This window comes from Micromonospora sp. CNZ299 (genome assembly GCF_002754415.1).
Genome location: NZ_PEFG01000001.1, coordinates 3,538,900 through 3,565,169, shown reverse-complemented (window position 1 = coordinate 3,565,169; position 26,270 = coordinate 3,538,900). Strand labels below are relative to the sequence as shown.

Here is a 26,270-nt window from a genome sequence, read left to right as displayed (position 1 = left end):
GTGAGCCGGGTTTGCGAGCCCCGCAGTCACGAATGCAGCCGGTGCCGTGAGCCGAGTGGTCGTGATCGTGGGCGCGAGCAGCGGGATCGGCCGGGCGACGGCCCGGGAGTTCGCCGAGCGCGGCGACCGTCTGGTCCTCGCCGCTCGCGCCACCACGACCCTGGCCGAGGTACGCGCGGAGTGCGCCGACGTCGACGTGTTGACCGTGCCGACCGACGTCACCGAGCCGGGCGCGCTGGACGCGCTCGCCGACGCGGCGATCGAGCGGTTCGGTCGCATCGACGTCTGGGTGCACACGGCGGCGGTGATGGCCTACGGTCGCTTCGACGAGCTTCCCGGGCGGGTCTTCGACCAGGTGGTACGGACCGACCTGCTCGGCGCCGCCGGCTCGGTGCGGGTGGCGCTGCGGCAATTCCGGGCCGCCGGGGCCGGCACTGTCGTCCTCACCGGCTCGGTGCTCGGCCACATCACCGCCCCGAACATGAGCGCGTACGTGGCGAGCAAGTGGGGTTTGCAGGGTCTGGTCCGCACGGTGCAGCAGGAGTTGCGCGACAGCCCGGAGATCCGGCTGTGTCTGGTCAACCCGGGCAGCGTGGACACACCGGTGTACCAGCAGGCGGCCAACTACCTGGGCCGGGTCGGGCGACCTCCGCCGCCGGTCGCCAGCCCTCACCGGGTGGCCCGGGCAATCGTGAACTGTGTGGACCGCCCCCGTCGGGAGGTGTCCGTGGGCCGGCTCAACGTGGTGATGCGGGTCGGGTTCACCGTGCTGCCGGGCGTCTACGACATTCTCGTCGGGCCGTTGATGCGGCTGGCCGGCCTGAGTGGATGGCCGGTCGCCGCGAACGACGGCAGTGTCTTCGCCCCGAACCCGGCCGGTGAGGCGGTACGCGGCGGCCACCTGCCCGACCTGCGGCAACTCGTGTCCGGGCCGGCGAGCGCAGTCGGAGCGGCAGTGCGCCGACGATTCGGCTGACCTGTTCGGAGTTGTTCGGGACTGTTCGGGGGGCATTGTGGATCGATCAACTCGCCTAGGGTGGTGGGCCAGCAAGCGCTCTGGCGCACCACGATGGGGGAGACGATCGACCATGCGACTGAACCGTAGAACGGCACTCGGGTTGGGCACGGTGGCCACCGCCGGCACGGTGCTGGGCGCCGCGTCCTCGGCGAGCGCCGCCGAGAGCACCCCGACCACCCCGGCGCGGGCAGCCCGCCGGGTGGCCGCCGTCTTCGCCAAGCACAGCGTTGAGGCCGGCGGCAACTGGCAGGCGTACGTCAGCGTCGCCGACCCGGCCGGCACGCCGGTGGTCGCGGTGGAGGCCGACGCGGACCGACGGATCGAGGCGTACAGCGTCAACAAGATCGCAGTCGCGACGGCGGTGCTCGACAAGGTCGACCGGGGGCTGCTCACCCTGGACCAGCAGGTCGAGGTGAGCGCGGCGATCGTCGTGCCGGGCGGTGACGGCATCTTCAGCCTGGACGGCGCGTACCCGAGCATGGTGACCCTCGGTCACGTGCTGGCCAATCTGCTGACCGTCTCGGACGACACGGCGGTGCGGCTGTGCGGCCTGGTCGCCCCGGCTGCCGAGATCAACTCCATCCTGGTCGCCAAGGGTTTCCCGAACACCCAGGTTCAGCCGGTGGCCAACCCGAACCGGTTCTTCCTCGGCACCAGCACCCCGCGCGAGACGCACGACCTGCTGCGCGCCCTGGTCGGCGGCACGCTGCTCTCCCCCGCCTCGACCACGTACCTGTTGGGTCTCCTGCGTTCCCCGGTGGCCTTCACCGACGGCATCCGGCGCACCATGTCCTCGGACGAGCGGGCCCGGATCGCCACCAAGGCCGGCTGGTACGCCGACGCCCGGCACGAGGCCGGCGTGATCTTCGACCGCTCCGGTGCGGCCGTGCTCACGTACGCGCTCTTCGCCGACGGGCAGGCCAACCCGGAGGACTTCGGCGCCACCCACCCTGCGGTCCAGGCCCGGGCAGCCATGGGCCCGAAGTTCCTGGCCGCGGTGGACCGGATCGCGGGCGTGGGCCGGACGTTCCGGATCACCGCCCGGCGCCCCAGCAACGGCGGCTAGCGCACGCCGTCAAACCGTCCCGGGTCGGTCGCCGTTTGCCGGTGACCGACCCGGCGTGGCGACCGCCGGGGCACGGACCGGTCCGGGTGACTACCGTGTAGGGCGGACACGTCGGAGGGACGGCAATGGCACGAGCGCAGAGCACGGACGTCGAACGGTCGCTCGGGCGGCGGATGCGGGGCGCGGCCGGGCTGGCGGCGCTGGCCGGGCTGGCCTGGGTCGCCCGGGATGTGCCGGCGGCGCTCGGCGGCCGGCTCAGCGGGGCCCGGGCCGAACGGGCGGCCCGCTCGCCCCAGTTCCGTGAGGGCACCTTCCACAACCAGGCCGGCACCCGCACGATGGTCGCCGAGCCGGGCCGCAACCTGGTCCGTGAGCTGATCTTCGGCAAGCAGAAGCGACGCCCGACCGCGCCCGTGCCGCTGCTTCGCTCCAGCGCACCCCACACCGTCGACACCGCCGACGAGCTGAACATCGTCTGGTACGGCCATGCCTCGACGCTGATCGAGATCGAGGGTCGGCGGGTGCTGCTCGACCCGGTGTGGAGCGAGCGGTGTTCCCCCTCCGGGCTGGTCGGTCCTCGCCGGCTGCACGAGCCACCGGTACGCCTCGACGAGCTGCCGCCGCTGGACGCCATCCTGATCTCGCACGACCACTACGACCACCTCGACATGCCGACCGTGCGGGCGCTGCTGGCCGGGCAGTCCGCGCCGTTCCTGGTGCCGCTCGGCGTGGGCGCGCACCTGGACCGCTGGGGCGTACCCGCCGAGCGGATCATCGAGCTGGACTGGTCCGAGTCCCACCGGGTCGCGGGGTTGGAGATCACCGCCACCGCCGCCCAGCACTTCTCCGGGCGAGGGCTGCGCCGCGACGGCACGCTCTGGAGTTCGTGGGTGGTGGCCGGGGCGCGCCGCAAGGTCTTCTACACCGGCGACTCCGGTTACTTCGACGGGTACGCGGCGATCGGCGCCGAGCACGGGCCGTTCGACGTGACGCTGATGCAGATCGGCGCGTACGACCGGGCCTGGCCGACGATCCACATGTTCCCCGAGGAGGCGGTCGACGCCCACCTCGACCTGCGTGGCGGGCTGTTCGTCCCGGTGCACTGGGCGACGTTCAACCTGGCCCTGCACGACTGGTCCGAGCCGGTGGACCGGCTGTGGGCCGAGGCGAAGGCCCGCGACGTGCGCCTCGCCGTGCCCCGCCCCGGCGAGCGGGTGGTGGTCGACGAGCCGCCCGCCGTCGACGGCTGGTGGCAGTCGGTCGCCTGAGCCGGGTCAGAGCACGAAGGCGTCGGTCCAGAGCGCGCCGGAGCGGCCGGAGAGCGCGTCCAGCATGGCCACCGCCTGACCATCGGTGAGCTGCGCGACGAAGTCCACGATGGCCCGCCCCCGGGCGCGGCCGATCCGGTCCGGGATCCGCGGGTGCAGTTCCGCCTCGGCCAGCTCGACCAGGTCGTGCAGCCGGCGGGGCAGTCGCGACTCCTCCTCCGGGTCGAGCAGCCACTCCCAGAGCGCCTCGACCAGGGTGCCCAGCAGCCGGGCCTGGCCGCGCTGGTGCAGGGCGAGATCCGGTCGGGCCAGCACGAACCGGTGGTGGACGAACTTGAGCACCTGCACCTCGTGCCACTGCGCGCAGCCCAGCAGCACGTGGCCGGAGCGCACCGACGGCTGGTCGGTCACCGTGATCGCCTCGACGAAGCGGGTGGACCAGCGGGCGGAGAACCGCGCCACGTACTGCTCGGCCTCGATCGAGCCGTCGAACGGCATCGCCAGCAGCCCGTCGACCAACTCCTCGCGGACGTGCTCGACAGCGGCGGCGAACGCGTCGTCGTCGGCGATCCAGGCGTCCTTGCGGTGCAGCTGCCGACGCAACCGCTCGATCGCCGCCCCCGGACGCCGGGCCGCGGTGGCCAGCGCCGCGTCGGTGATCGCCCGGAAGTGCCCACTCTCGCGCTGCCACGCCATCAACTCGGCGGACACCGACCCCTGTTGGAGCACACCGACCCGGTAGAAGTCCTCCACGTCGTGGATGGCGTACGCGATGTCGTCGGCGGTGTCCATCACCGACGCCTCCACGGTCTGCTGCCAGTCCGGGATGCGGCCGGCGAACGGCTCCCGGGCCTGCCGCAGGTCGTCGAGTTCGGTTCGGTACGCGCCGAACTTCGACGAGCCGCTCTCCGGGTCGTCCGGCGGAGGGGTGGCCCCGCGCGGCGGCGGGTCCATCGTGCGCGGGTGCGGGTCGGGATGGTCCAGCCGGGTCCACGGGTACTTCAGCATCGCCGCGCGGACCGCGGCGGTCAGGTCCAGCCCGGTGGTGGCGGCGCCGCGGATCTCGGTGCTGGTGACGATCCGGTACGACTGGGCGTTGCCCTCGAACCCGTCGGCGAGGCCGAGGCGCTGGCGGGCCAGCCGGTCCAGCACCCGCTCCCCCAGGTGCCCGAACGGCGGGTGGCCGAGGTCGTGTGCGAGCGCAGCGGCCTCCACCACGTCGGGGTCGCAGCCACCGAGCTTGTCCAGCAGGTCACGCCACCGCTCGTCGGCGTTCAACCGCTCGGCGACCGCCCGGGCCACCTGGGCGACCTTGAGGCTGTGGGTGAGCCGGTTGTGCACCAGCAGCCCGGAGCCGACCGGGCTGATCACCTGGGTGACACCGCCGAGGCGGGCGAAGAACGGCGAGCCGACGATCCGGTCCCGGTCGGCGCGGAACGGGTTGGCCGTCAGGTCGCCGAGGGCCCGGGCGCTGCCGCCGAAGAGCCGCCGGGCGCGGGGCTCCGCAGGTGTTTCCATGATCGCCACGCTAGCGCAGGGCCGCTGACACCGCCGCCGGTCACCCCGGCCGGGCGCGGCGACAGCGTCGGGTGCCGCCCGGCAGAATGCAGGCGTACCCACTCCCGAAGGCGGATCGAGATCGTGACCCAGTCTGTTCATCAGCGGATCGCCGACGAGCTCGGCGTGGCCGAGCGTCAGGTGCGGGCGGCCGTGGAGCTGCTCGACGGCGGCGCCACAGTGCCGTTCATCGCCCGTTACCGCAAGGAGGCCACCGGCCTGCTCGACGACACCCAGCTGCGCACTCTGGAGGAGCGGCTGCGCTACCTGCGCGAGCTGGACGAGCGGCGGGCCGCCGTGCTGGAGTCGATCCGCGGGCAGGGCAAGCTCGACGAGGCCCTGGAAGCGCAGATCATGGCCGCCGACTCGAAGTCCCGGCTGGAGGACATCTACCTGCCGTACAAGCCGAAGCGGCGGACCCGGGCGCAGATCGCCCGCGAGGCCGGGTTGGCGCCGTTGGCCGAGACGCTGCTGGCCGACCCGACCCAGGACCCACGGGCCACCGCCGCCGGGTTCGTCGATGCGGAGAAGGGCATCGCCGACGCCGCCGCCGCGCTGGAGGGCGCGCGGGCGATCCTCATCGAGACCTTCGCGGAGGACGCCGACCTGATCGGCACGCTGCGCGAGCAGATGTGGTCGCGAGGGCGCCTGGCTTCCCGGGTACGCGAGGGGCAGGAGACCACGGGCGCCAAGTTCTCCGACTACTTCGACTTCTCCGAGCCGTACCCGAAGCTGCCCTCGCACCGGATCCTGGCCATGTTCCGGGGCGAGAAGGAGGGCGTGCTCGACCTGACCATGGAACCGGAGGAGGCCGGCGAGTCCGACGCCGCGCCGACCGGCCCGACCCGTTACGAGGCGGCCATCGCCGGCCGGTTCGGGGTCTCCGACGCCGGTCGGCCGGCCGACCGCTGGTTGACCGACACGGTCCGCTGGGCCTGGCGTACCCGGATCCTCATCCACCTCGGCGCGGACCTGCGGATGCGGCTGTGGCAGGCGGCCGAGGAGGAGGCGGTGCGGGTCTTCGCCACCAACCTGCGCGACCTGCTGCTGGCCGCGCCGGCCGGCACCCGGCCCACGATGGGCCTGGACCCGGGCCTGCGGACCGGCGTGAAGGTGGCCGTGGTGGACGCCACCGGCAAGGTGCTCGCCACCGACACGATCTATCCGCACGAGCCACGCCGGCAGTGGGACGCGTCGGTCGAGACCCTCGCCCGGCTGGCCGGGGCACACGGGGTGGAGTTGATCGCGATCGGCAACGGCACCGCCTCGCGGGAGACCGACAAGCTGGCCGGCGACCTGATCAAGCGGCACCCGCAGCTCAACCTGACCAAGGTGATGGTCTCCGAGGCCGGCGCGTCGGTCTACTCCGCCTCCGCGTACGCCTCGCAGGAGCTGCCCGGGATGGATGTGTCGCTGCGCGGCGCTGTCTCCATCGCCCGACGACTCCAGGACCCGCTCGCCGAGCTGGTCAAGATCGACCCCCGGTCGATCGGGGTCGGCCAGTACCAGCACGACCTGTCCGAGGTGAAGTTGTCCCGGTCGCTGGACGCGGTGGTGGAGGACTGCGTCAACGCGGTCGGCGTGGACGTCAACACCGCGTCGGCGCCGCTGCTGACCCGGGTCTCCGGGATCGGCGCCGGGCTGGCCGAGAACATCGTGCTGCACCGGGACGCCAACGGGCCGTTCCGGTCGCGTACCGAGCTGAAGAAGGTGGCGCGGCTCGGTCCGAAGGCGTTCGAGCAGTGCGCGGGCTTCCTGCGCATCCCCGACGGCGACGACCCACTGGATTCCTCCAGCGTGCACCCCGAGGCGTACCCGGTGGTGCGCCGGATCCTCTCCACCACCGGTCAGGACCTGCGCTCGGTGATCGGTAAGAGCACCATCCTGCGGGGGCTGCGCGCCACCGACTTCGTCGACGACCGGTTCGGTCTGCCCACCGTCACCGACATCCTCGCCGAGCTGGAGAAGCCGGGCCGGGATCCTCGGCCGGAGTTCCGCACCGCCACCTTCGTCGAAGGGGTGGAGAAGATCGGCGACCTGACGCCGGGCATGGTGCTCGAAGGCGTGGTCACCAACGTGGCCGCGTTCGGCGCGTTCGTCGACGTCGGGGTGCACCAGGACGGTCTCGTGCACGTCTCGGCGCTGTCCCGGACCTTCGTGAAGGACCCCCGCGACGTGGTGAAGTCCGGTGACGTGGTCAAGGTCAGGGTGCTCGACGTGGACGTACCCCGTAAGCGCATCTCGCTGACCCTGCGCCTGGAGGACGAGCCGGGAGCTGCCGGTGGCGGTGGTCGGACGAGCCAGGAGGGGCGTGGCGGCCCGGCGCAGCGCGGGCCGCAGGGTGGTCCTGCCGGTCAGGGTGGTCGCGGCGCCCAGGGTTCCCGTGGCGGGCAGGGTGGCGGCCAGGGTGGTCGTGGCGCGCAGGGTGGTCGCGGCGGTCAGGGTGGCCGCGGCGGGCAGCAGCGGCAGGGTGCGCCGGCACCGGCCAACGACGCGATGGCGGAGGCCCTGCGCCGCGCCGGCCTGGCCTGATCAACCAGCGGGGCGCGCAGCCCTCGCTCGACAAGCTCGGGATGCCGCCCACGCGGGCGGCATCCCGAGCACCCAAGATTCTGTCGACCTCGATCGCCGGCCTGCCCGGTGCTCCACGGCACGGCCCGGGTCCTCACGGAGACCTGTCGAGGTGCCCCACTCGTGGGGCGAGTCCGTGTGGCGGCGGTCCAGATCTGGGGCAGCTCGACAGGGGGCCGCCTGCATCGGGCCCCCAGAATCTGCATGCGCATTCGGAGTGAGGGAGCCACGGAGGAAGGATGCGGACCCCGGGGGAAATCGGCTCGCCTGGCAGCGCAGCGATGCGTGATGATCTCGCGGTGAAGATGCACGCCGATCAGCTCGACATCAGCGCCGAGGTGGTGGCCGCCCTGGTCGCCGAGCAGTTTCCCGAGTGGCGGGCGCTCCCCGTTCGTCCGCTCCCCTCGACCGGCACGGTGAACGCTCTCTTCCGGCTCGGTGCGGAGATCGTCCTGCGCTTTCCCCTGCAACCGACGGCCGACCCCGAGCTGCGGGCCGAGTTGCTGCGGGAGCAGGAGCACGCCCGGCTACTCGGCCGGCACCTGCCGATCGCGGTGCCCGAGCCGCTCGGCCTCGGTGAGCCGGGCGAGGGGTACCCGGGGCCGTGGACGGCGTACCGCTGGATCCCCGGAGAGCCGATCCACCCCGGCCGCTTCGGCGACCTGGACGCCTTCGCCCGGGACCTGGCCGGCGTCGTCACCGCACTGCACGCCATCGACACCGGTGGCCGGACCTGGTCCGGGTCCAGCCGGGGCGGCCCGCTGGCCGACCAGGACAGCGGAGTGCGGTCGGCCCTGGCCAGCAGCGTCCAGCTCACCGACACCGCTCGGCTCGCCGAGGTGTGGGACCGCTGCCAGGCCGTCCCGCGGTATCAGGTGGCCGACGTGTGGATCCACGCCGACCTGATGCCGGGCAACCTGCTGGTTCGCGACGGCCGGCTGGCCGCGGTCATCGACCTCGGCGCCGTCGACGTGGGCGACCCGGCGGTGGACCTGATGCCGGCGTGGAACCTGTTCGACGCCGGGTCGCGGGAGACGTACCGGCGGGCGCTCGGCGTGGACGATGCGACGTGGGAGCGCGGGCGCGGATGGGCGCTGGAGCAGGCGATCAACGCGCTGCCGTACTACGTCGAGACCAACCTGGTGATGGCCGCGATCGCCCGGCGCACCCTGCGGGCCGTCCTCGACTGAGCCGCGTCGCGTACCGTCGGCGTCGTGAGTGAGCCGGACGGCCGGACGTGGCGGGATCAGCGGCAGCAGGCGGTGCGGGCACATGCCGACGCGGACGCGCGGCGGCGGGCCGCCGAGCAGGCCGAGGCGGCGAAGCTGGTGGCCTGGTTCGTGGCCGAGGCGACCCGGCGAGGGCTGCGCACCACCCGGCTGGTCGCCCGGGGTTACGACGGGCGCGGTCGCTACCGGACCAGGCTGACCGGCTGGTACGTCGACCGGGCCGAGACCCGGGCGGTGGACGTGGACGGCCGGTTCCACCTGCTGACCGTGCCCGGCGGTCTGCGGGCCCGACTGTTCGGCGTCGACCCGGAGCCCAGCCCGGCGCCGTTGGTGGTCGGGGCCGGTGGCCGCGACGGTGAGTCCATCCCGTTACGGACGCTGCTCACCCGGTTGCTGGACGGCGGCGCCGGCGAGCCAGACCCCACCACCAGACCTGCTGCACCACGAGGGTGAGCAGCCCGGCCAGGACGATCGCAGCCAGGTTGATCACCAGTTGGAGGGCCGAGCCGCCCGCTTCGTCCCACGCTCCGTAGGCGGCGGCCACCGCCACGTTCGCTGCGGCCGGGACCGTGGTCACCGAGATCAGCACCCCGACCAGGCTGCCGGACTTCTTCGACGTCAACGAGAGCATCCCGGCCACACCGGCGAGTAGACCGACCACCCAGGACAGCGCGTCCGGCCGCCAGATGAAGTCGGTGAGCGGGCGTTCGGCGAGCAGCATCTCCCGACTGACCAGGCCAGCCGCGGTCAGCGCCCAGGTGCTCAGCACGGTCGCCACCATGGCCGCCAGGAACCCGACCACGAGAGCCTGCACCGAGCGCCCGATCACCCCGAGCTGGCGGCGCAGCAACGCCACGCACAGTGCGGCGAGGGGGCCGAACTCCGGACCGACCACCATCGCCCCGACGATGAGAATCGGCTGGTCCAGCAGCACCCCGATGCCGGCGATCATGGTGGCCACCACGATCAGCACGAGGTAGGTGCCGGACAGTTCCGTCTGCTCACCGGTCTTCGCGGCGATCTCGTCCCAGACCACCGCGTCCGCGCCGCTGCCCGGTGCCTCCTCCGCCGCCCGGTCGGCCGCCGCGGAGATGGTCAGCTCGACGTCGTCGGCCGCGATGCCGCCGCTGGTTTCCACGCCGAGCTGCCGCAACTCCCGCAGCACGCCGTCGGCGCTCTCCCGCACCACGTCGCAGAGGATGAGATCACCCGGTGGTTGCCGGGCGGCACCAGGCAGCACGGCGAGGTGAGTCACCCCCGCCTCCGCGGAGAGCAGGTCGACGACCTCCGTCGACCGGTCCACCGGGGCGATCACCCTCAGATGCAGCACGCCATCCCCCTCGCCCGACCGGCCAGTTCTTCGCTTGCCTGACCGGCCGTCGCGACTCTACCGCTCGGCCCGTCGACGCCAGGAGCTGCACAAGGCCTCTGATCTGGCCGTGTCCGACTGCGGGGTTTCGGGGTTGATCGGGGGAATGCGGACTGACTGTCGCTATTCGGTGACACCGCGTCATGTGTACCTGTTATTACAAATGAGTACGTTTTGTGTAAATCACGTGGGAGGTCACACCGTGCCGGTGCCTGATGGTCTCGTGGACGCCGATCTGTCACTGCCCCGGAGCAGCCCGAAGCGGGGCAAGCGAGTAGCCGATGTCGTCGTGGCGGCGGTCCTTCTCATCCTGGTCACGCCGTTGCTGATCGTGGTGGCGGCTCTGGTCGCGATGGGTCTCGGTCGCCCGGTGCTCTTCCGCCAGTGCCGCGCCGGACTGCACGGACAACCTTTCGAGCTGGTCAAGTTCCGCACCATGCGACCACCCAACCCGAACCTCGGCCTGGTCGGAGACCGCGATCGACTCACCCCACTCGGGCGTTGGCTGCGCGCCACCAGTCTGGACGAGCTGCCCACGCTCTGGAACGTGCTGCGCGGCGACATGAGCCTGGTCGGCCCGCGGCCGCTGCTGCCCGAATACCTCAGCCGCTACTCCCCCCGGCAGGCCCTACGGCACGAGGTCCGGCCCGGCGTCACCGGGTTGGCCCAGGTGCGGGGGCGCAACAGCTTGAGCTGGGAGGAGAAGCTGGAATTCGACGTGCGGTACGTGGAGAGCCACAACCTCCGGGTGGATTTGTCGATTCTCGCCGCGACCGTGCGGACCGTGCTGCGCCGCGAGGGAATCAACGCGGCCGGGTCCGCGACCGCGCCGGAGTTCCTCGGCACGCCGCCTCGCCGTCCGGCACCTCCGCAGCGCGACCGGACACCGGCGTGACGACCCGCTGGGGAGCCGGCCGATGAGCCAGACGATCCACCTGTCCCCGCCCGACGTCGGCCCTCTCGAAGAGTCGTACCTGGTCGCGGCCCTGCGTTCCGGCTGGGTGGCGCCGGCCGGCCCGGACCTGCAGGCCTTCGAGCACGACATCGCCGAGCGGGTCGGCACCGGCGGCGCGGTGGCGGTCAGCTCCGGCACCGCCGCCCTGCACCTGGCTCTGCTCGGGGTCGGCGTGACGTCTGGTGACGTGGTCATCGTGCCCACGCTCACCTTCGTCGCCACCGCCAACGCGGTCCACTACATCGGCGCGCGTCCGGTCTTCGTGGACTGCGACCCCAGGACCGGCAACCTCGACGTCGATCTCACCGCCGACCTGCTGCGTCGGCTGCGATCGCGCGGCGAGCGGGTTGGCGCGATCGTCCCGGTGGACATGTTCGGCAGCTGCGTCGACTATCTCTCGCTGGTCCCGGTCTGCGACGAGGCCGAGGTCCCCCTTGTGGAGGACGCTGCGGAGGCACTCGGGGCGAGTCACCGGGGGCAGCCCGCCGGCTCCTTCGGGCACGCCGGCGTGCTGTCGTTCAACGGCAACAAGATCATGACCACCTCCGGCGGCGGGATGCTGGTGAGCGACGACGTCGCACTTCTCGACCGGGCCCGCCACCTCTCCACCCAGGCCCGCGAACCGGCGCGACACTACGAGCACCGGGAGACCGGCTACAACTACCGGCTCAGCAACCTCCTCGCGGCGCTCGGCCGGGCCCAGTTGCTCCGGCTGGACGAGATGATCGCGCGACGCCGCCAACTACGCGACCACTACGCCAAGCTCTTCGCCCCGGTGCCGGGCGTCCAGCTCCTCGGCGCCGAGGACACCGAGTCGAACTGCTGGCTCACCGTCATCACCGTCGAGCGGGAGCGGTGTGGTTGGCAGGCCGACGACCTGGCGGCCCACCTGGCCGAGCGGGACATCGAGACCCGGCCAGTGTGGAAGCCGATGCACCTTCAGCCCATGCACGCCGGCGCGGAGAGCCTGCTCAGCGGTGCGGCGGAGCGGCTCTTCGCCGACGGGCTCACCCTGCCCAGCGGGAGCGCCCTGACCGAGCCGCAGATCGCACGGGTGCTGGCCGCGATCGACGAGTTCCTGGCTGCTCGAACGGGAGGGCCCGCCGCGTGACAACGGGACTGGTGGTGGTCGGCTGCGGCGGCCACGGCCGGGAGGTGCTGACCATCGCCCGGGCAGTCAACGAGGCCGCCAGCCGGTCGATCTGGCAACTGCTGGGCGTCGTCGACGACCGACCCAGCGAAGAGAACCTGAAACGGTTGCAGCGACTCGACGTGCCGTACCTCGGGGACGTGGCCTGGCTGCGCGACGCGCCCCCGGCCACCCGACACCTCATCGGCATCGGCGATCCCCGGATCCGCCGCGCCATCGGCGGCCGCATCGACGGGTACGACACCGAGGCCGCGAGTCTCGTCCACCCGTACGCCACCATCGGGCCGGACACCGAGTACGGGCCGGGTTTCGTCGCCTTCGCGGGAGCCAGGGTCACCACGAACGTCACCCTCGGCCGGCACGTCCATCTCAACCAGAACGCCACCGTCGGACACGACAGCCGCCTCGCGGACTACGTCTCGGTCAACCCGCTCGCCGCCGTGTCCGGTGACTGCCACCTGGGCGAGGGCGTGCTGATCGGGACCACCGCCGCAGTGCTCCAGGGCCTGCGGATCGGACGGGACAGCACGGTCGGGGCCGGTGCCTGCGTCGTCCGGGACGTACCCGATCAGGTGACGGTCAAGGGCGTTCCGGCCCGCTGAAGGCACCTGACCCACAGCCTATTCAGCTCACAAACACCGAAAGCGCCCAATAGCGCCGCTTTGGCATGTAACAAGAACAAAGAGCCTAGAGGCTCCTTCCGTCGTGTGGGCGGAAGGAGCGTGCGACGGGACAGGGAGCCAGCACATGCCGCAGGACACCGAGAACACGCAGCACGCGGACCGGCAGGCGCGGCGGGCCAGGGCCCGTCAGCGCACGGCCGGGTTCCTCGCCACCGACACCACCGCCTGGGTCGGTGGATTCGTCACGGCCGCGTGGACCCGGTTCGAGTTCCAGCCGCCCCCGGGACAACTGGGACGGGCAGCAGCGGTCGGCGTCGTGGCGGCGGTCGTACACGTGGCGGTGGCGGCGCTACGCCGGCTCTACTCCGGACGACACCCGCTGGGCAGTCTGCAGGAGGTTCAGGGCGTCGCCGGGACCGCCATCACGACGGGGGGCATCGTGCTGCTCGCCCTGCTGCCGTCCGGCGAGCGACCGGTTCCGGCGAGCACCCCGCTGGTCGGCGGCGCGCTGGCCCTGCTCTTCATGCTCGGGGCCCGGTTCGCGTACCGGCACCGCCGCGATCTCGCCATGCGGCCGGACGTCCGGTCGTCGACGCCCGTGCTGCTGTTCGGGATGGGTGACGCCGGCCAGGGCCTGCTGCGCGCGATGCTCAGCGACCCGCGCGGCCGGTACCTGCCGGTCGGCGCGCTCGACGACGACCCCGACAAGCGCGACCTGCGCATCGGCGGGGTGCGCGTGCTGGGTGGACGGCAGGACGTCGGCACCTCGGTCCGGCGTACCGGAGCCACCACCGTGATCTTCTCGGTGGCCAACGCGGACGCCGCGTTGATCCGCCAGATCCGCGAGGCCACCCTGGAGGCCGGAGCGGTCTTCAAGGTGCTGCCACCGGTGCGGGACCTGGTCGACCACCGGATCACCGTCACCGACGTCCGGGACGTGCAGGTAAGCGATCTGCTCGGCCGACGGCAGGTGGTCGGCGACCTGTCGTTGAGCACCAACAGCCTGACCGGCCGGCGGATCCTGGTCACCGGCGCCGGCGGGTCGATCGGCTCCGAGCTGTGCCGTCAGGTGATGAAGGCCAACCCGGGCGAACTGATGATGCTCGACCGGGACGAGTCGGCCCTGCACAGTCTTCAGATGTCGCTCGCCGGGCGGGCCATGCTGGACGGGCCCGAACTGATCCTCGCCGACCTTCGCGACGACGAGGGAATTCGGCGGATCATCCGGGAGCGCCGGCCGGAGATCATCTTCCACGCGGCGGCGCTCAAGCACCTGACGCTGCTACAGCGGCACCCGGGCGAGGCGATCAAGACCAACGTCTGGGGCACCCTGTCGGTGCTGGACGCCTGCCAGGACGTGGCGAAGTTCGTCAACATCTCCACGGACAAGGCCGCAGATCCGATCAGCGTCCTCGGCTACTCGAAGCGGATCACCGAGCGGTTGACGGCACACGCCGCGTCCCGGTTCCCCGGCACGTTCCTCAGCGTCCGGTTCGGCAACGTGCTGAGCAGTCGCGGCTCGGTGGTGACGGCCTTCCAACGGCAGATCGAGACCGGCAAGCCGCTGACCGTCACCCACCCGGACGTCACCCGCTACCTGATGACCCTGCAGGAGGCCGTCCACCTGGTGCTTCAGGCCGCCGAGATCGGCCGGGACGGGGAGGCGCTGGTGCTCGACATGGGCGACCCGGTGCGGATCGTCGACCTGGCACGCCAGATGGCCGACCAGGCGTCCAGTTCCGTGCCCATCGTCTACACCGGTCTGCGGCCCGGCGAGAAGCTGCACGAGGATCTGCTCGGGACCGGCGAGGTAGACACCCGACCGCTGCACCCCCTGGTGTCCCACGTGGCCGTGCCGCCACTCGACCCGATGGAGGTCAGCGGGCTCGACCCGTACGAGGACGCGGCGAAGGTCGTCGAGCACCTCGCACTGCTCTGCACCCAGCCGACCGACCCGGTGGTGGAGGGTCCTCTGGGCGTACCACTGCAGTCGCGCTGATCGCGCGACTGGGCTGACGCATCAGGGCCGGCGACCGCGGGGGTGCGGTCGCCGGCCCTGATGGCGTCCCGGTCTCAGCGGCGGATGCCCGCCCAGTCGTGGTGCCGGCGGACCGTGGAGAGGATGAAGTCGACCACCCGCCGGGAGGTGTCCGGCACCTGGTAGTCGGCCGGACAGGGCACGCCCCGTGCCGCGACCTGGGCAACGGTGACCCCGATGGCCTCGACCACGCCCTCCGGGTCGAGGCCGGTCATGATGATTCCGCCCGCGTCGAGTGCCTCCGGACGTTCCATGGAGTCGCGCAGGGTGACCGCCGGGAAGCCGAGGATCGCCGCCTCCTCACTGATGGTGCCGCTGTCGGAGAGGGTGCACCGGGCCTGGCTCTGCAGGCGTACGTAGTCGAACAGACCGAACGGCTCGTGGAAGGTGATGCCGTCGGCGCTGAGGTCGACGTCGGTCAGGGCCTCCAGCCGCTTTCGCGTGCGGGGGTGGGTGGAGACGAGCACCGGCAGCCCCCAGGTCTGCCGTACGGCGCGGAGGCAGTCGAGCAGCCGACGCAGCCGGGCCGGCTGGTCGACGTTCTCCTCCCGGTGGGCGCTGACCACGAAGTAGCCGTCGGGTTCGAGATCGAGCTGGCGCAGAATTCCGGAACCTGCGATGTCCGCGGCGTAGTGGTCCAGCACCTCACGCATGGGCGAGCCGGTGTGCAGGATGCGGCGCGGGTGAAGCCCTTCGGCGAGCAGGTTGCGCCGGGCGTGCTCGCTGTAGACCAGGTTGAAGTCGGCGATGTGGTCGACCAGACGCCGGTTGGTCTCCTCCGGGACGTTGAGGTCGAAGCAACGGTTGCCGGCCTCCATGTGATAGACGGGCACTCGCATCCGCCGTGCCATCAGGGCGGCGATGCTGCTGTTCGTGTCGCCGAGGACCAGGAGCGCGTCCGGCCTCAACTCGGTGATGGCCGTCTCCATGCCGGTCAGCACGCCGCCCAGAACCCGTCCCAGCGAGGACGTGTCCACCCGCAGCGACCGGTCCGGCTCCCGCAGCCCCAACTCCTTGAAGAAGACATCGGAGAGGGTCGCGTCCCAGTTCTGCCCGGTGTGGACCAGCACGTGCTCCACGGTCTCGTCGAGCGCGGTCATGATCCGGGACAGCCGGATGATCTCTGGTCGGGTCCCTACCACGGTCATCACCCGTGTCATGTGTCCACCCTTCGCCGATGACTGCGCCGGACTCCGTCTCGGGCCGGCAATTCGATCGTTGGACAAACGAGTCGAGATAGCCGGTGGTAGCGGCATTTTTAATGAAAATTAGTCGCTTACCAAATTTGTCAGGGGTTATCCGGCTTCCTGGGTCATTGGTCTGCTTAGGACGGTATGGTCCGGATCTATGAAAACTGCGAACTCCCCTGAAATGGCGGAGAGGGCTGGAGGAGAAGTGATTTCCTCGCTTTCGGACCGACGTTTCCTGATCACCGGCGGGACTGGCTCCTTCGGCCAGACCATGGTCCGTCGCCTGCTCGACGCCGGGGCCTCCGAGGTGCGGGTACTCAGCCGCGACGAGTCGAAGCAGGACGCGATGCGGCACCGCATCCGCGACGACCGCGTCCGCTACTACGTCGGCGACGTACGCGATTACGACTCCGTGGCCAAGGCCAGCCGGGACACCGAATTCGTCTTCCACGCCGCTGCTCTCAAGCAGGTCCCCTCCTGTGAGTTCTTTCCACTGGAGGCGCTGCGGACCAACGTGTTGGGCAGCGCCAACGTCGTGGACGCGTGCGAGCGCAACGGCGTCGAAGCTCTGGTGCTGTTGAGCACCGACAAGGCGGTCTACCCGGTCAACGCGATGGGCATGACGAAGGCGCTCATGGAGAAGGTGGCGCAGGCTCACGCGCGCAACAACCCTGCCGCCCGGACCCGCGTCTGCTGTGTGCGCTACGGCAACGTCATGTACTCGCGGGGTTCGGTGATCCCGCTGTTCATCGACCAGATCCGCAAGGGGACACCGCTGACGGTGACCGAGCCGACGATGACCCGCTTCCTGATGTCGCTGGAAGAGTCGGTGGACCTGGTGGAGCACGCCTTCCGGCACGGCCAGCCCGGCGACATCTTCATCCGTAAGGCAGACGCCTGCACCATCGGCGACCTGGCGACGGCGCTGTGCAACCTGTTCGGGGTCCCCGTCAAGATGAACGTCCTCGGGATCCGGCATGGCGAGAAGCTCTACGAGACCCTCGCCAGCCGCGAGGACCTGTCCCGCGCCGAGGACTTCGGGGAGTTCCTCCGGGTGCCGGTGGACAGCCGGGACCTCAACTACGCCCTCTACTTCGAGGAGGGCAGCGTCGACCGGGGCACCCAGGACTTCAACTCGCACAACACCCGGCGTCTCGTCGTTCCGGAGATCGAGTCGCTGCTCCTGAACCTGCCGGAGGTGCGGGCGCACCTCGACGCCGTCGCGGCGTGAGCGCCCCGGCCAGAAATGGCGGACGGCCCGACCGGGTCGCACTGGTCAGTCAGTGGTTCCCCCCGGAACCGGCGCCCTTCGCCGAAGGCATCAGCGACTCGCTGCGCCGACAAGGCTTCGACGTCGACGTGCTCACCGGGGTGCCGAACTATCCGAAGGGCGTCGTGTACGACGGATACTCGGCCCGCCGACGGACCGTCGAGCTGCGCAACGGCTCCCGGGTCGTCCGTACGCCTTTGCACCCGAGCCACGACCGGTCCGCGGTCGGCCGGGCCGCCAACTACCTGAGCTGGGCGGCGTCCTCGTCCCTGCTCGGCGCGTCCGTGCTGCGCAACGCCGACGTCGCTCTGGTCTACTCCTCGCCGGTCACCGCCACGGCCGCGGCCATGACGGCACGGCGACGCTGGGGCACCCCGTACGTGACCATGGTGCTGGACCTCTGGCCGGACTCCATCTTCGCCACCGGCTTCCTCACCGACGGGGTGGCCCGCCGGCTCGCGGAGGCGAGCCTCGGCTGGTTCACGGACTGGACGTACCGCTGGGCCGATCACGTCACGGTCCCGGCGCCCGGCCTGCGGGACACGATCATCGCCCGGGGCGTCCCGGCCGAGAAGGTCTCGGTGGTCTACAACTGGGCCGACGAGAAGGTCATGCAGCCGACCGAACCGGAGCCCGGCCTACGCGCCCGGCTCGGCCTGCGCGACGACGACTTCGTGCTGATGTACGCGGGCAACCACGGCCCGGCGCAGCGACTCGACACCGTGATCGACGCCGTGGCCCGGCTGCACGACCTGCCGGACGTCCACCTGGTCCTGGTCGGCGACGGGGTGGAGAAGGACGCGTTGATCGCGCAGGCGGCACGGAGCCGACCCGGTCACGTCCACTTCCTCGACCAGGTCCCGCCGGACCGCTTGGCGGCCCGGATGGCAGCCGCCGACCTGCACCTCGTATCCCTGGCGAACGATCCGCTGTTCAGCATCACACTGCCCAGCAAGGTCCAGTCGATCCTGGCCTGTGGCCAGCCCGTGCTCGCCTGCGCGCCCGGCGACGCCGCCCGGGTCGTCCGGCACGCCGGCGCCGGCTTCGACGCCCGACCGGAGGACCCGGCGAGCCTGGCCGAGGTCGTCCGGCAGGCCAGGCAGACGCCGCGGTCGCGGCTGCGGGCGATGGGGCGGGCGGGCCGGCACCACTACCTGACCCACATGAGTCAGGCGACCAACGTGCAGGTCCTCGCCGACCTGCTCACCGAAGCGGCACGGCGGGCCAGGAGCGGCACCCGCCGGGACAGGGAGTCACGATGACCCGACGCGTCCTCGTCCTCGGAGCGACCGGGATGCTGGGCCACGCACTCGTCCGGGAGCTGAGTGAGGATCCAGGGCTTGACGTGTACGGCGCCGCGCGGAGCATGGAGGGCCGCGCGCACCTCTTCTCGCCCGAGCTGCTCGCCCGGATCACCCCCGCCCTCGACGTCAGCCGGTTCGACCAGGTGCGACAGGTGATCGACGACATCCGCCCGGACGTCGTCGTCAACTGTGTCGGCGTGATCAAGCAGCGCCCGGATGTCCAGGATGCCGTCCACACTGTGATGCTCAATGCGCTCTTCCCGCACCTGCTGGCCGACGCCTGCGCTCAACTCGGCAACCGGCTCGTGCACGTCAGCACCGACTGCGTGTTTTCTGGCAGGCGCGGTGGCTACCTGGAGGACGACCTGCCGGACCCACCCGACCTCTACGGGCAGTCCAAGTTGCTGGGCGAGACCAGGTCGGCTCCCGCGCTCACCCTGCGCACCTCGATCATCGGGCACGAGTTGACCACGAACCGGTCGCTGCTGGACTGGTTCCTCTCCCAACAGGGTCTGGTGCGCGGGTTCACCAGGGCGATCTACAGCGGAGTGACAACCGTCGAGTTCGCCCGACTGCTGCGCGAGGTCATCCTGCCCCGCGAGGACCTGACCGGGCTGTACCACCTCGCCGCGGAGCCCATCTCGAAGTACGACCTCCTCCGGCTGGTCGCCGACGTGTACGGCTGGCGGGGCGAGTTGCTGCCGGACGTCGACTTCGTGATCGACCGGTCGATGCGCGCCGACGCGTTGGCGCAGGCCACCGGTTACCGGCCGCCGGCATGGCCGGACATGATCCGGCTGATGCACGACGCGCGAGCCAGGTGGAGCATCCCCGAGGCACTGGCGAGCCGACAGACCGCGCCGGTCTGACCGCACGTACACCAGGGGTCGGCTGCCGGCCGGCCTCTCCGCTGACACATCTGCGCGACAACGACGGACCGGTGGGGCCACTCTCCTCGCCCCATCCCCGCAGTCGACCAGGACCACCAGCCGACGCCGATCCAGGCCGGCAGGAGCCGAAGGACATCACGTGGTAGAACGCCTTGGCCTCGTCGCCCTCGTCGTCGGGGCAGTCTGTCTCACGGCGGTCACGACCGCCTTCGCCCTGGACGAACCGATGATCGCCGCCGGTGTGGCGCTCCTGATCGCCGCGCTCTATCTCACGCGGCGCCTCGACGCTTTCCGACGGATCCTGGCCGTGGCGACGATCCTGCTGGTCTGCGCCTCGTCGAACATGCCGTCGCTGGTCACCTTCAGCTTCTACGCGCGGTACCTCGCGGTCGGCTGCCTGATCGTCTGCGCGTTGAACGGGCGGGACAGCCGGATCCGGCCAGCCGACAACTGGACGCGCCTGTTCATCGCCGCGCTCTGGGCGACCGCGGGGCTGGCCACGCTGAGCAGCGTGTGGTCGATCGCCCCGTTGCACACCCTCCAGCAGGGCGTCGCGCTGCTGCTCCTCGCCGCGCTCGCCCACGTGTTGCTGCGCCGCCGGTGGGCCGACACAGCGGCCGTGGCCACCGACCTGCACGTGGTCTACGCGGTGCTCAGCCTGTCGCTCGTTGTCAGTCTCGGCTACGGGATCGCCGGTCGCGCGTCGGCCACCTCATTCAACGACCGTTTCCAGGGTCTGTACGCCAACCCGAACATGCTGAGCATCATCTGTGCCCTGACGATTCCGCTCGGCTGGGCGCTCTACCAGCAGTCGCGCAAGCGGGCACAGTTGCTCGGCGTCGTGCCGGCGCTCATCGCCGTCCCGCTCACCGAGTCCCGCACCGCGTTGATCGCCGTCGTCGTCGGCGGCCTCTGGGTGGTGCTCCGGCACGGTGCCGGGCCGATGGCACGCCTGCTGGTGGTAGCGGTCGGGGGCCTGGGGTTGGCGTACCTGTTCGGCATGGTCCCCAGCGTCGTGGGTTCGACCTGGGCGCAGACCTTCGCCGCCCGGTTCACCGACCCGGACAACGGCGATCTCTCCAACGGACGCACCCAGACCTGGCAGGCGGCCTACGAGCTGTGGCAGAGCCGTCCGACGCTGGGCTTCGGCTACGCGTCGGGAATCCACCTGTTCGAACAGACCCGTCAGAACGGCTTCTTCGACGTCAGCGTCAACCTGGTGCACAACAGCTACCTTCAGTGGCTGCTGGAGCTGGGGGTCATCGGCGTCGCCCCGCTGCTCCTGCTCCTGCTCGCCGCGATGCGGGCGGTACTGCTGGCCCCCATCGGCGCACTCAACTCGGGTCTGGTCTGGCTCATCGTCACCGGTCTGCTGATCCAGGTCACCGAGTCAACGATGTTCGGCATGGGTCAGCCCTACCCGTACGTGTTCTGGCTGGCCGTGGCCGGCGTCCTGGTGAAGACCCGCTCGGGGCGCCACTTCTCCGGGGTTCCCGCCGCCGTGTACATCTCGGGACGTGCCAACGGCGGACCGTACCCGCACAGCTCGACGGGTCGGCGGCAGCCGGCCGGTGCGCACGGTTCGGCCCGGCGGGAACGGGTGCCCGTGCGGTAACGCCCGACCAGGAATGCCGGACGGCCGCCCCACCGGGGCGGCCGTCGGTCGTTTCGGAACCCGCGCGTCAGTTCGCCGCACCCGTGGGGTCGAGGAAGGCCGTCACCCGTGCCCGCCAGGCCCGGTGGTCGAAGGACTCGCGGGCCGTCCTGCGGGCCGCTCGGCTCATCGCCGCCCAGTCCTCGTCCCGCAGGCGCAACGCCCGCTCGATGCCGCGCTGGACGTCCTCTGGACCGTTGCCGTCGAGCACGAGGCTTTCCACGCCGTCCCGCACGTACGCGGCGAGGTCGCTGGTGTAGTTGAGCATCACCGGACATCCGGCGGAGAGGCTCTCCGGCACCTTGGACGGGAAGCCGTTGGCGGCGTATCCCCCGGTGGGGCGCACCAACAGCGAAAAGTGCGCCTCGGACAGCAGAGTGAGCACCGTGTCGCGCGGCACCCGGCCGAGGAACGTCACCTCGGCCGACACCGAGTCCAGCACCGATACGTCCAGGTCGGACAGCGCGGCGGCGTCCTGGCGGGTGACCCCGGCGATGGTGAGGCGTACCCGTGCCTGGTCCTGCGGTGACAGTCGGCTGATCCCGCGGAGGATGACGTCGAGCATGTCCTTGCGGCCGGGGGTGCCGGCGTACAGCAACCGCAGCCCAGCGGTCAGCGACGACGGCCGCGGCTCGGCGAACTCGTCGCAGTCCACCTGCGGCGGCACCACCAGCACGTCGAGGCCACGCCGTTCGAAATAGCCGCCGAGGGTGGTCGACACCGCGATGGCCCGGTGGACGAGGCGGGTGGCCAGGAAGGTCGACCAGCGGTGCCGAACGAAGTACGGGGCCAGCCAGCCGCGCCGGAACTGGCGACGGTCGTGCCGCTCGCTCGCGTCCACCACCACCGGGCAGCGCAGCGCGAACCGCAGCACCGCCCAGTTGCCCAGGGTCATCATGGCCATCGGCAACAGCACCACCGAGACGTCACCGCGCACCACACCCCGACGGCGCATCGCCCGCACCACCCGGACCGGACGGGCGAGGCGGGCCGACATCCGGGTGACACGGTTCCCGCCCGAGGTCCGCAGCGTGATCAGCTCGATGCCGGCGACCTCGTCGCGCTGCGGTGGCACGGACCCGTCGGACGGCCAGTCGTTGACCACCAGGGTGTGGGTGCCGTGCGGCGCCGCACACCGGGCGAGTTGCAGCAACCGGTTGGAGGTGGCGTCACCGTACGGAAAGCGGTAGTGGCCGATCAGGAGCGGACGTGGCTGCTCTGTCCGCCGCGCCGGGCCGTCGAGCCTCCCGTGGTCGGTGCCGAGCACCGTCGTCTGGTCGTTCATCTGTCTCACCGTTCCGAAGCGGCGGGCAGCCGACTTCTGTTCTTGACAACGGGTACGGACGGCGGGCCTTCGGGCAGCCGCCGCCGGTAGATCGCCAGGTGCGTCTCGACTGCCGCCTCAATCGCGAAGGGGCTCGACTGGAAGCGTCTGCCAGCCGTGTCGGGATCGGTCGCCATGGTGTGGCCGGCGGCGCTCGCCACCGCCGCCGCCCACACCGCCGGCGCCGCGTCGGTGTCGACGATGGTGACTCCGGGCAGGTGCTCGTCGATGAAGCGCACACCGGGCAGGTCGGCGGCGACAGTGCCGATCCCCAGGGCGATGGGTTCCAGCACACCGCCCGGCAGGCCTTCCAGGCAGGACGGGTGTACGACAACGTCGGCCTGGCGGAGCAGGCCGCCCACGTCGTCGCGTGGGCCGAGCAGGTGTACCCGGTCGGCGACGCCGTGTTCAGCGGCGGCGGCTCGCACGCGGGCCTCGTCGTTGTCGTCCGAGGGGCCGATGAGGACGACGTGGGCGTCGACGCCCTGATCGCGCAGACCGGCCAGGATCGGTGGCAGGAGCCAGCGCCGCTTCTCCGGCGAGGCCCGGCCCACGCTCACGCAGAGCAGGTCGTCCGGGCCGGCCCCGGTCAGGGCCCGGAGGTGGTGACCGGTCGGCCGGTGGAGCCGGTCGAGGTCCAGACCGTTGAGCACAACCTGACACCGCTGGTCGTCGCGCCAGGCCCGGTGATAGCCACAGGTGAGAGCGCTGGGCGAGACTCCCAGGATGTCCGTGGCCGACGCTCGCAGGAGCTGTCTCCAGACCCACCGCTGCGCCCGCCGACGCAGGTTGCGGTGCTGGTTGTCGTCACCCCGGAAGTGGGCGACCCGGGTGGGTACGCGGCCGAGCAGCGCGAGGCAGAGAAGCACGCCGGAGAAGTTCGCGCAGTCCACGTGCACCACGTCCGGGCGCAGCCGCCGCAGCAGCCGGAGGAAGCGCAGCGGGAACCGGGCGTCGAGCGGGATCGGGATGACCGACCCACCGTGTCGGACGGCCGCCTCGGCCAGGGGCCCGGGCCCGATCCGGTCGCTGAGCGTCACGAAGTGGACCTCCGTCCCGGCGGCTGCGAGACGGGGCAGCAACTCGGCGGTCCGCATCTCCGTACCCCCGAAGTTCAGCTCGCCGAGGACCCGCAGCACCCGGCACCGGCCGTCGTCGCTCCGACTCCCCGGGCCGACGCCGACGCTGCCGAACACGTCCTCGGACATTCCGCCCCCTTGTGCTGCCGTTCGGCTGCTCGTCACGGGCGGACCGCCCGGGCAACGGCTGCCGCCGACCTGTCGACCTGGCGGCCCGGCCGCTCCCGATCCAGTCCCAGCAGCCGAGTGAAGTACGCGCCCCGCTCGAACGCGTCCGGTTCCGGGACCACCGTCCGGTCGATCTCGTCGAGCGCGTCAGCGAGGCTCGCCACGTCCGCAGTGCGGTACGGGGTCAGGGCACTGCCCGCGACCTCGCGGGACTGCGCGCTGTCCGGTGCCAGCACCGGTAGGCCGTAGACGCGTGCCTCGGCCAGCGGGTAGCCGAAGGACTCCACCAGGCACGGAAAGAAGACGGCCGTCGTCCGGCGCCAGTGTTCGGAGAGTTCGTGGTGCGACAGCTGCCCCAGCAGATCCAGTCGCGGATGCCGGGCCAGGTCATCCGGCAGATCGTGGGGGTGCGCGGTCATCCGGACCCGGGCCGGGTGCCGGCGTCGGTCCAGCGCGGCGAGCAGCACGCGGACCTCCGCGACCACGTTCTTGAACGGTGACGGCACAACCGGGACGAGGATCGACACCTCGTCCGTGGGCACCCGGGGGCCGACCGGGCTGACCGGGTTCGCGAGCACCAGCAGCCGGTCGCGTACCGCCGGCACCCGGTCGGCAACCCGTTGCGCCATGGCCGAGCACGGAACGGCGATCACGTCGGCCCGATGCAGCATCCGCCGGACCACAGGAATCTGCGCCCGCAGCGACCGGGGTTGCAGCGTCAACAGCCGCCCCTCGCTGGGTGCCAGGAAATGCAGGGCGTTGTGCACCAGCACCCGCCGCTCGGTGCCGCGCCAGGCGAACGAGACGTTGTTCAGCGAGACGAGCACGGGGGCGCCTGCGGCGACGACCTCGCGCCGCACCAGCCACGACGGCGTGAGGTGGCGGTCCCGTCCGATGACCCGGATCGGGGCGGCGCCATCGGCGAGGAAGGCGTCGAGTTCCGTCTTGAGACGTCCGGCACCGCCGCCCGCCCCGCCCGCGGCGTCGATGACGATCTGCGCCTGTTTCATCGAAGGACTCCCCTAGCTGTTGAAAGAGGACCGGCCGGCTGACGATCCCCGCCGGCCTGGACGGCGGACGGTCACACCGCCACCTCGGACCCGCTGCGCGTGGTGACACGGTCCGACCTGGCCAGTGCGCGCCGGTACCCCGCGATGGCGGCGGGCCAGATGGTGAGCAGGTAGGCCAGGCAGCCGGCCAGCGGCAGGCCCACCAGCCCGAACTCCCGCAGCCCTGCGAGCTTCAGCGCCGTCGCGAGCAGCAGGAAGGCCGCCCAGCCGACGAACTGCGGGCGGAGGAGACCGATGCTGTTCTGTACGAGAAGCAGCGGGGAGGCGACCGCGACCAGGAACGACCAGAGCGCAAGCCCAGCCAGGACGGCGACCGGCACCACCGCCGTGTCGACCCCACCGACCCACACGTCGAGCAGCCGATGACCGAGAACGACCAGCACGAGCCCGGCTGTCCCCACGATCAGGCCGTTGAGCAGCACCATCCGTCGGGTGGTCCGGCGTACCCAGGCGGTGTCGCCGCGGGCGAGGGCGGCCCCGTTTGCCGGCCAGACCGTCATCCCGACCAACGCGACGAACAGTGACAGGACGCCGAAGAGCTTCCCGACGACCGCGTAGTACGCGGCGACGCTGAGCCCGAGCACGTGTGCGATAAGCGGGCTGTCCACGTTCAGCGCGATCGACGACATCGCCGAGAGCGCGAAGAACTGGAGGCCCAGCCGGAGCAGACCCACCGCCGTGGCCCGGTGCACCAGCCCGGGTCGCGGTCGTGCGGTGGACTCCTGCCGCCAGAAGTAGACGACGGTGTTGATCAGGTTGGTCAGCGGGACGCCCAGCACGGCGCAGGCGATCACCGTCAGCGGGCTACTCCCGGCGGCGATCGCGGCGAGCACGGCCACCATCGAGGACAGGGCACCGGCCGCCTGCCACGCGTTGCTCTGGATGACCTGCGCGCGAGCGTACTGGACCCGCTGGATCAGGGAGAGCGGAACGTTGATCGCGAAGGCCCCGAAGCAGAGCAGGGCCAGGGCCGACGCCTCCGCGGCGATGGCGGGGTCGGTGACGCCGAACATCCGGGACCAGGGCACCACGGGTTCGATCAGGACGAGTCCGGCCAGCAGGGCCAACGCGACCACACCGAGTGTGGCGTACGCGCTGGAAATCTCCCGTGCCCGCTGGCGGGGGTCGTCGGCGAGAAGACTGAGCCGGGTGAGCAGGCCGTTGCCGAGCCCCAGGTCGGCGAACCAGGCCATCCCGGTGAGCGCGGTGATCGCCATCCACAGGCCGTAGCGCTGGTCGCCGAGGTACCGGAAGCACGCCGGGGTGATGACCAGGGGCGCGGCGAGACCGACCCCCTTGGCGACCAGGGATGTGGCGATGTCCACGCTGAGTCTGTGGTCGCGTCCCGAGGACAGGAGCCGCGACAGGCCGCGTCGGGATTGGACCTCCGTCGTGGCCGGTGCGCCGGGGTCGGGGGGTGGGAGGGGCGGGTCGGCGGTGAGTTGGGCCCGCTCTGCCCTGCTCGTTGACTTCTGGG

Annotated in this window: 21 protein-coding genes; 14 read left to right on the top strand and 7 right to left on the bottom strand. The window is 71.3% G+C overall.

The genetic code is table 11. The features are described 5' to 3' along the window. Nucleotides 1-46 precede the first annotated feature (46 nt). From CLT68_RS16650 to CLT68_RS16640, 3 genes are all read left to right on the top strand, one after another. Complete coding sequence (locus CLT68_RS16650; RefSeq protein WP_099852005.1) at nt 47-976, top strand: SDR family NAD(P)-dependent oxidoreductase; 930 nt, start codon at nt 47-49, stop codon at nt 974-976. 112 nt (nt 977-1,088) lie between these two features. Continuing rightward, nucleotides 1,089-2,084 (top strand): serine hydrolase, encoded by a 996-nt coding sequence (locus CLT68_RS16645; protein ID WP_099852003.1) that lies wholly within the window; start codon nt 1,089-1,091, stop codon nt 2,082-2,084. 125 nt (nt 2,085-2,209) lie between these two features. Beyond that, nucleotides 2,210-3,352, top strand: a complete 1,143-nt coding sequence (locus tag CLT68_RS16640) for an MBL fold metallo-hydrolase (protein ID WP_099852002.1) — start codon at nt 2,210-2,212, stop codon at nt 3,350-3,352. A gap of 6 nt (nt 3,353-3,358) precedes the next feature. Here CLT68_RS16640 and CLT68_RS16635 read toward each other — a convergent pair whose 3' ends face one another. Continuing rightward, complete coding sequence (locus CLT68_RS16635; RefSeq protein ID WP_088951603.1) at nt 3,359-4,870, bottom strand: deoxyguanosinetriphosphate triphosphohydrolase family protein; 1,512 nt, start codon at nt 4,868-4,870, stop codon at nt 3,359-3,361. A 123-nt stretch (nt 4,871-4,993) separates the two neighbouring features. Between CLT68_RS16635 and CLT68_RS16630 the strand changes: the two genes are divergently transcribed. From CLT68_RS16630 to CLT68_RS16620, 3 genes are all read left to right on the top strand, one after another. After that, complete coding sequence (locus CLT68_RS16630) at nt 4,994-7,441, top strand: Tex family protein (RefSeq protein ID WP_099852000.1); 2,448 nt, start codon at nt 4,994-4,996, stop codon at nt 7,439-7,441. Nucleotides 7,442-7,761: 320 nt separating this feature from the next. After that, entirely contained in the window at nt 7,762-8,670 is a 909-nt protein-coding gene (locus CLT68_RS16625) for an aminoglycoside phosphotransferase family protein (RefSeq protein WP_486482203.1), read from the top strand. A 24-nt stretch (nt 8,671-8,694) separates the two neighbouring features. After that, nucleotides 8,695-9,162, top strand: coding sequence for a hypothetical protein (locus tag CLT68_RS16620; protein WP_099851999.1), 468 nt, complete (start codon nt 8,695-8,697; stop codon nt 9,160-9,162). Here CLT68_RS16620 and CLT68_RS16615 read toward each other — a convergent pair. Continuing rightward, complete coding sequence (locus CLT68_RS16615; RefSeq protein WP_099851997.1) at nt 9,092-10,039, bottom strand: DUF389 domain-containing protein; 948 nt, start codon at nt 10,037-10,039, stop codon at nt 9,092-9,094. The genes CLT68_RS16620 and CLT68_RS16615 overlap by 71 nt on opposite strands. Before the next feature lie 247 nt (nt 10,040-10,286). On the opposite strand from CLT68_RS16615, the gene CLT68_RS16610 reads away from it, so the two are divergent. From CLT68_RS16610 to CLT68_RS16595, 4 genes are all read left to right on the top strand, one after another. Beyond that, nucleotides 10,287-10,973 (top strand): sugar transferase, encoded by a 687-nt coding sequence (locus CLT68_RS16610; protein ID WP_486482202.1) that lies wholly within the window; start codon nt 10,287-10,289, stop codon nt 10,971-10,973. A 22-nt stretch (nt 10,974-10,995) separates the two neighbouring features. Then, a complete protein-coding gene (locus CLT68_RS16605; RefSeq protein WP_099851994.1) occupies nt 10,996-12,144 on the top strand; it encodes an aminotransferase class I/II-fold pyridoxal phosphate-dependent enzyme in 1,149 nt (382 codons plus the stop codon). Next, nucleotides 12,141-12,785: an acetyltransferase gene (locus tag CLT68_RS16600; protein ID WP_099851992.1), complete on the top strand. Its 645-nt coding sequence runs from the start codon at nt 12,141-12,143 to the stop codon at nt 12,783-12,785. The genes CLT68_RS16605 and CLT68_RS16600 overlap by 4 nt, the downstream gene beginning before the upstream one ends. Before the next feature lie 145 nt (nt 12,786-12,930). Further along, nucleotides 12,931-14,805 carry a nucleoside-diphosphate sugar epimerase/dehydratase gene (locus CLT68_RS16595; RefSeq protein ID WP_099851990.1) on the top strand — a complete coding sequence of 625 codons (1,875 nt, stop codon included), beginning with the start codon at nt 12,931-12,933 and terminating at the stop codon, nt 14,803-14,805. A 74-nt stretch (nt 14,806-14,879) separates the two neighbouring features. Here the strand turns inward: CLT68_RS16595 and wecB are convergent, their stop codons facing one another. Further along, on the bottom strand, nt 14,880-16,004 hold the full coding sequence (wecB, locus tag CLT68_RS16590; RefSeq protein WP_099851989.1) for a non-hydrolyzing UDP-N-acetylglucosamine 2-epimerase: 1,125 nt from the start codon (nt 16,002-16,004) through the stop codon (nt 14,880-14,882). Between the two features lie 235 nt (nt 16,005-16,239). On the opposite strand from wecB, the gene CLT68_RS16585 reads away from it, so the two are divergent. From CLT68_RS16585 to CLT68_RS16570, 4 genes are all read left to right on the top strand, one after another. Further along, nucleotides 16,240-17,265, top strand: a complete 1,026-nt coding sequence (locus CLT68_RS16585; RefSeq protein WP_354980502.1) for a polysaccharide biosynthesis protein — start codon at nt 16,240-16,242, stop codon at nt 17,263-17,265. Continuing rightward, the gene (locus CLT68_RS16580; RefSeq protein ID WP_099851985.1) at nt 17,262-18,566 is read left to right on the top strand and encodes a glycosyltransferase family 4 protein; all 1,305 of its coding nucleotides are present in this window, start codon (nt 17,262-17,264) and stop codon (nt 18,564-18,566) included. The genes CLT68_RS16585 and CLT68_RS16580 overlap by 4 nt, the downstream gene beginning before the upstream one ends. Next, nucleotides 18,563-19,477: a dTDP-4-dehydrorhamnose reductase family protein gene (locus CLT68_RS16575; RefSeq protein WP_099851983.1), complete on the top strand. Its 915-nt coding sequence runs from the start codon at nt 18,563-18,565 to the stop codon at nt 19,475-19,477. Before CLT68_RS16580 ends, CLT68_RS16575 begins: the two co-directional genes overlap by 4 nt. A 160-nt stretch (nt 19,478-19,637) precedes the next feature. Further along, nucleotides 19,638-21,113 (top strand): O-antigen ligase family protein, encoded by a 1,476-nt coding sequence (locus CLT68_RS16570; protein ID WP_099851982.1) that lies wholly within the window; start codon nt 19,638-19,640, stop codon nt 21,111-21,113. A gap of 67 nt (nt 21,114-21,180) precedes the next feature. On the opposite strand, the gene CLT68_RS16565 is transcribed toward CLT68_RS16570, so the two are convergent. From CLT68_RS16565 to CLT68_RS16550, 4 genes are all read right to left on the bottom strand, one after another. Beyond that, complete coding sequence (locus tag CLT68_RS16565) at nt 21,181-22,437, bottom strand: glycosyltransferase (protein ID WP_099851980.1); 1,257 nt, start codon at nt 22,435-22,437, stop codon at nt 21,181-21,183. Between the two features lie 5 nt (nt 22,438-22,442). Continuing rightward, a complete protein-coding gene (locus CLT68_RS16560) occupies nt 22,443-23,684 on the bottom strand; it encodes a glycosyltransferase family 4 protein (protein WP_099851979.1) in 1,242 nt (413 codons plus the stop codon). A gap of 32 nt (nt 23,685-23,716) precedes the next feature. Then, nucleotides 23,717-24,733 (bottom strand): glycosyltransferase, encoded by a 1,017-nt coding sequence (locus tag CLT68_RS16555; RefSeq protein WP_099851977.1) that lies wholly within the window; start codon nt 24,731-24,733, stop codon nt 23,717-23,719. A gap of 71 nt (nt 24,734-24,804) precedes the next feature. Beyond that, the gene (locus CLT68_RS16550; RefSeq protein ID WP_158240893.1) at nt 24,805-26,118 is read right to left on the bottom strand and encodes an oligosaccharide flippase family protein; all 1,314 of its coding nucleotides are present in this window, start codon (nt 26,116-26,118) and stop codon (nt 24,805-24,807) included. Nucleotides 26,119-26,270: the final 152 nt, after the last annotated feature.